At 37.4% G+C, this 4,485-nt stretch carries 6 protein-coding genes; 5 read left to right on the top strand and 1 reads right to left on the bottom strand.

The window, feature by feature from the left end:
* Positions 1-18: 18 nt before the first annotated feature.
* The 5 genes from add to HMPREF0518_RS08575 all read left to right on the top strand — a co-directional run bounded on the left by add (position 19) and on the right by HMPREF0518_RS08575 (position 3,870).
* Positions 19-1,020, top strand: a complete 1,002-nt coding sequence (gene add, locus HMPREF0518_RS08595) for an adenosine deaminase (RefSeq protein ID WP_003627832.1) — start codon at positions 19-21, stop codon at positions 1,018-1,020.
* 47 nt (positions 1,021-1,067) lie between these two features.
* The gene (locus HMPREF0518_RS08590) at positions 1,068-1,571 is read left to right on the top strand and encodes a nucleoside 2-deoxyribosyltransferase (protein WP_003627831.1); all 504 of its coding nucleotides are present in this window, start codon (positions 1,068-1,070) and stop codon (positions 1,569-1,571) included.
* 150 nt (positions 1,572-1,721) lie between these two features.
* Positions 1,722-1,898 carry a hypothetical protein gene (locus HMPREF0518_RS08585; protein WP_003629972.1) on the top strand — a complete coding sequence of 59 codons (177 nt, stop codon included), beginning with the start codon at positions 1,722-1,724 and terminating at the stop codon, positions 1,896-1,898.
* A gap of 81 nt (positions 1,899-1,979) precedes the next feature.
* Complete coding sequence (locus tag HMPREF0518_RS08580) at positions 1,980-2,399, top strand: PepSY domain-containing protein (protein ID WP_003629973.1); 420 nt, start codon at positions 1,980-1,982, stop codon at positions 2,397-2,399.
* 325 nt (positions 2,400-2,724) lie between these two features.
* On the top strand, positions 2,725-3,870 hold the full coding sequence (locus tag HMPREF0518_RS08575) for an extracellular solute-binding protein (protein WP_003627828.1): 1,146 nt from the start codon (positions 2,725-2,727) through the stop codon (positions 3,868-3,870).
* Between the two features lie 52 nt (positions 3,871-3,922).
* On the opposite strand, the gene efp is transcribed toward HMPREF0518_RS08575, so the two are convergent.
* On the bottom strand, positions 3,923-4,485 hold a 563-nt coding region (gene efp, locus HMPREF0518_RS08570), incomplete at its 5' end, for an elongation factor P (RefSeq protein WP_003627827.1).

Raw genomic sequence — 4,485 nt, 5'->3', positions numbered from 1 at the left:
TTTTAAGGGGATGACAATATGAGAAAACTAATTGATTTACACCTTCACCTAGATGGTTCCGTACCATTTACCACAATTAAAAAATTAATGAACATCCATGGTTTACCTACCATTGATGATCAAATTCTGCGGCAAAAATTATCAGTGGGTCCTGACTGCCGTGATTTAAATGAATTCCTGGAGAAGTTTGCTTTTCCCGTTCATTTAATGCAAACGGCAGCTGATCTACAACTGATCGTTTTTAGTCTGCTAAAAAATTTAAAGAAACAAGGACTGGTTTACGTCGAAATTCGTTTTGCGCCCCAGCTTCATACTGAGCAAGGTTTGACTCAAGAGGAAGTAGTGCGCGCAGCGATTGCCGGCTTAAACCAGTTTTTTAATTGGCAAAAAGATAATCCGACTGATCAACCAGAACTACATGCAAATTTATTGCTGTGTCTAATGCGGCTTAAGGATAATTATGAGCAAAACTTAGAAACCGTTGAAACGGCCAAGCATTTCCTAAACCGCGGCGTCAGTGGACTAGATCTAGCCGGAGCTGAAACGCCCGCATTTTCCATCAGCAATTATGCTTCTTTATTTAGTCTGGCTAGTAGAGAAAGTATCCCCTTCACCATTCATGCAGGTGAAGCTATGGGACCCGAATCCATTTATCAAGCGCTAGATTTAGGAGCCAAGCGGATCGGTCACGGCATTCGCTGCGTTGAGGACAAGCAGCTAGTAGCAGACATTATCCAAAATAGGATCACGCTAGAATGTTGCGCCACTTCGAATCTGAACACCAAGGCTTTCAGCCAGATCGACCACTACCCTGTCAAAAAATTGCTGCATCAGGGAGTCAACGTCACGCTTAACACCGATGACATGACCATTTCTAATATCGACCTACCTCATGAATACAAATTATTAGAGGATAAAACTGGTTTAACTAGTAGCGATGAAAAACAGCTCTATTTAAACGCAGTTAATGCCGCATTTTGTTCAGAACAAGAAAAAAGTCGTTTATTATCTTTAATCTAAGTATGCTAAAATCAAACTAATTTTTAAATTATATACGGAGGAAAATTATGAAAGCAGTAGTTCCAACAGGAAAAATTTATTTAGGCTCACCATTTTACAGCGATGCTCAAAGAGAAAGAGCAGCTAAGGCAAAAGAGTTGTTAGCAAAAAATCCAAGCATCGCGCACGTCTTCTTCCCCTTTGATGATGGTTTCACCGATCCTGATGAAAAGAATCCTGAAATTGGCGGCATCAGAAGCATGGTTTGGCGGGATGCAACTTACCAAAATGATTTAACTGGTATTTCGAATGCCACTTGTGGCGTCTTCTTATATGATATGGATCAATTAGATGACGGCTCTGCCTTTGAAATTGGCTTCATGCGTGCGATGCATAAGCCGGTGATCTTGGTGCCATTCACTGAGCATCCCGAAAAAGAAAAGAAAATGAACCTGATGATCGCACAAGGCGTAACCACCATCATTGATGGCAATACTGAATTTGAAAAACTAGCTGATTATAACTTCAACGAATGTCCTTCTAATCCAGTTCGCGGTTACGGTATCTATTAATATCAATAAGCAATTTCTTAATTTCATTAAGAAATACATAAGTAGGTGACAAAATGTCATTTTTAACCATACTTATTTTGGGTAAGCGCGTATAATTAATATCATGATATAGAGAATGATATTGATGTAAATGTGTCAAGGAGAATGCGTATGAATAAATTAACTAAATTAACTGCTGGTGCTGCTCCTATCGGAGCTTTAGCTATCGGTACTGTTGCATGTAGCAATGATATAACAGAGGACTACTATGAAAAAAATTATCAACCCCTTTTTAATTGGTGTTACCGGCATTTTGATCGGTATATTTTCGACTATTTTCTGGACTAAACACCAACCACAAAAACCCATTAATTTTTCTATTACCAATAAAAACGTTGTTCCTAAAAACGTGAGTTATCTAGCAATAAATTGCCACAAATCAGAATGAATCAAGCTTCTGCGATCCAAAGATTCAAGTCCTTGTATTCAAATGCAGCAATTAAATCAATTACTTTAGCTTTACGAAATGATATTTACGTTTATACGATCGTTGGCTTTGACTCTGTAAAAGATTGCACCATTCAAATCGATGCCACTAATAATAAAATCATTGGTCAATCTACTCAAATTTTGGATTACGACTATGTCAAAGAAGAGGCTTTAAATCTTAAAAAGACTATTTCAAGACAAGAAGCAAATGAAATCGCACTTAGAGATTTGCGTGGCGCCAACACAATTCTTTGGGAATTAACTGACGAAAATGGTAAAGCCATTTGGAAAATTAATTTGATTTATCAAAACCAAAAGCGTGAATTAAAAATCGATGCTTTAAATAAAAATATTATTTAATCAAAAAAGCCGATTGCAACTTAGCATTGTAATCGGCTTTTGTTATATACAATCAAAATCAATTCTCCCATCCTTATAACACATCTTAGCTAAAATACAAGATCTTGTAGTCAATAATTTATATGCTACAATATCTAGCGATTGATATTATATTTATCGGAGGATTATTGATGAGACTAGGTAAAAATTAATCACTTTTGCTGTAGCTGGCCTTGCCTTAGTTGGTACAGCTGCTTGTTCCAATGGTAAAAACAATTCATCTTCAAATGATGCTAAGATTCCATCAAAAATCACTAAAAAGACTACTGTAGTATTTTGGCATGGGATGCATGGTGCACAAGAAAATACTCTCAAGCAATTGACTAGTGATTTTGAAAAGAAGAACCCTAACATCAAAATCAAGCTTGAAAACCAAGGTTCTTACATTGACTTGCAAGGTAAGATTAACTCTACCATGCAATCACCAAAGAACTTGCCAACAATTACTCAAGCTTACCCTGTCTGGTTATATAATGCCGCTCAAAACAAGATGTTGGTTGATTTAACTCCTTACATCAACAATAAGAACGTTGGTTGGGGCAGTGCTAAGGCTTCTGATATTAGAACTGAATTGTTAGATGGTGCGAAAATTAAGGGTACCCAATATGGTATTCCATTTAACAAATCTATCGAATCTTTAACTTACAACAAGACCATGTTCAAGAAATATGGCATTAAAAAAGTTCCTTCAACAATGGAAGAGCTTAAGCAAGTTTCTGAAACCATCTACAAGAAGAGTAACCACAAAGTTGTTGGTGCCGGTTTTGATTCATTAGCTAACTACTACACCCTTGGCATGAAGGATGAAGGCTTTAACTTTACTGATAAAATCAACTTCACTGGTGCTGCTTCTAAGAAAGTAATTAACTACTACGCAGAAGGCGTAAAAAAGGGTTACTTCCGTGTAGCCGGTTCTGAACACTACTTATCTGGTCCATTTGCTAATGAAAAAGTTGCAATGTTCATCGGTACTTCTGCAGGTGAAAGCTTCGTAAAACAAGGTGTGGGCAACAAGTTCACTTATGATGTTGCTCCTCGTCCAGGCAAATACACCATGCAACAAGGTACTGATATCTACATGTTTAAAGAAGCTTCATCAATACAAAGAGCAGCTGCCTTTAAGTACATGAAATTCTTAACTTCTGAATCTTCACAACTTAAGTGGGCAAATGCTACTGGTTACATTCCAGTTAACAACGGCGTACTTGACGACAAGGAATTCCTTGATAACAAGAACATCAAGATGCCTACTAAGTTAAAGAGCGCAACGAAGCACCTCTACAGTGTTCCAGCTGAAAAGAATTCTAACGCAGCTTACAACCAATTAAACAGCATTATGCAAAACATCTTGTCAGCAGCTCAAAAGGGACAAAATGTTAATAGCCAAATTGACAATGGCAAACAAAAATTTGATGCTGCTTGGAAGCAATAAATTGCAACTTAAAAAGGACTCTCCAAAGAGAGCCCTTTTATTTTACTTATTTTTATCTAGGTTGGCTATCAGCACGTGACTTGTAATCACCATTTTCGGTACCGATAATCAACTTTTCGCCTTCCTTAATGAAGTCAGGAACTTGAACAACCAAGCCTGTTTCCATGGTAGCTGGTTTACCACCCCCGGCAACAGTAGCACCCTTAATTTCTGGTTGAGTTTCCTTAACAGTCATTTCAACAGTTGTTGGCAATTCAATACCAATGATCTTGTTGTCACCAGTGAATTCCATATCTACCATGATGTTAGGCATCAAAAACTTAACATCATCACCCAATTGATCAGCTGAAACTTCGTATTGGTCATAAGTTTCAGTATCCATAAAGGTGTAAACATCACCTTCACCATAAAGATATTGTGCAGTTCTTTTATTTACATCAACTAAATCAACCTTTTCAGTTGGACGCATAGTCTTGTGGACAACGGCGCCGCTCTTAACGTCACGCAAATCCATTTGCATAACGGTGTTACCCTTACCTGGCTTATGGTGGTTAGCCTTTAAAACCTTAATCAACTTACCATCTTGGCTAAAAATCATGCCTTTTTTCAAATTAA

It is taken from the genome of Lactobacillus helveticus DSM 20075 = CGMCC 1.1877 (genome assembly GCF_000160855.1).
GTDB lineage: Bacteria > Bacillota > Bacilli > Lactobacillales > Lactobacillaceae > Lactobacillus > Lactobacillus helveticus.
This window is presented reverse-complemented; position numbering and strand designations above follow the sequence as displayed.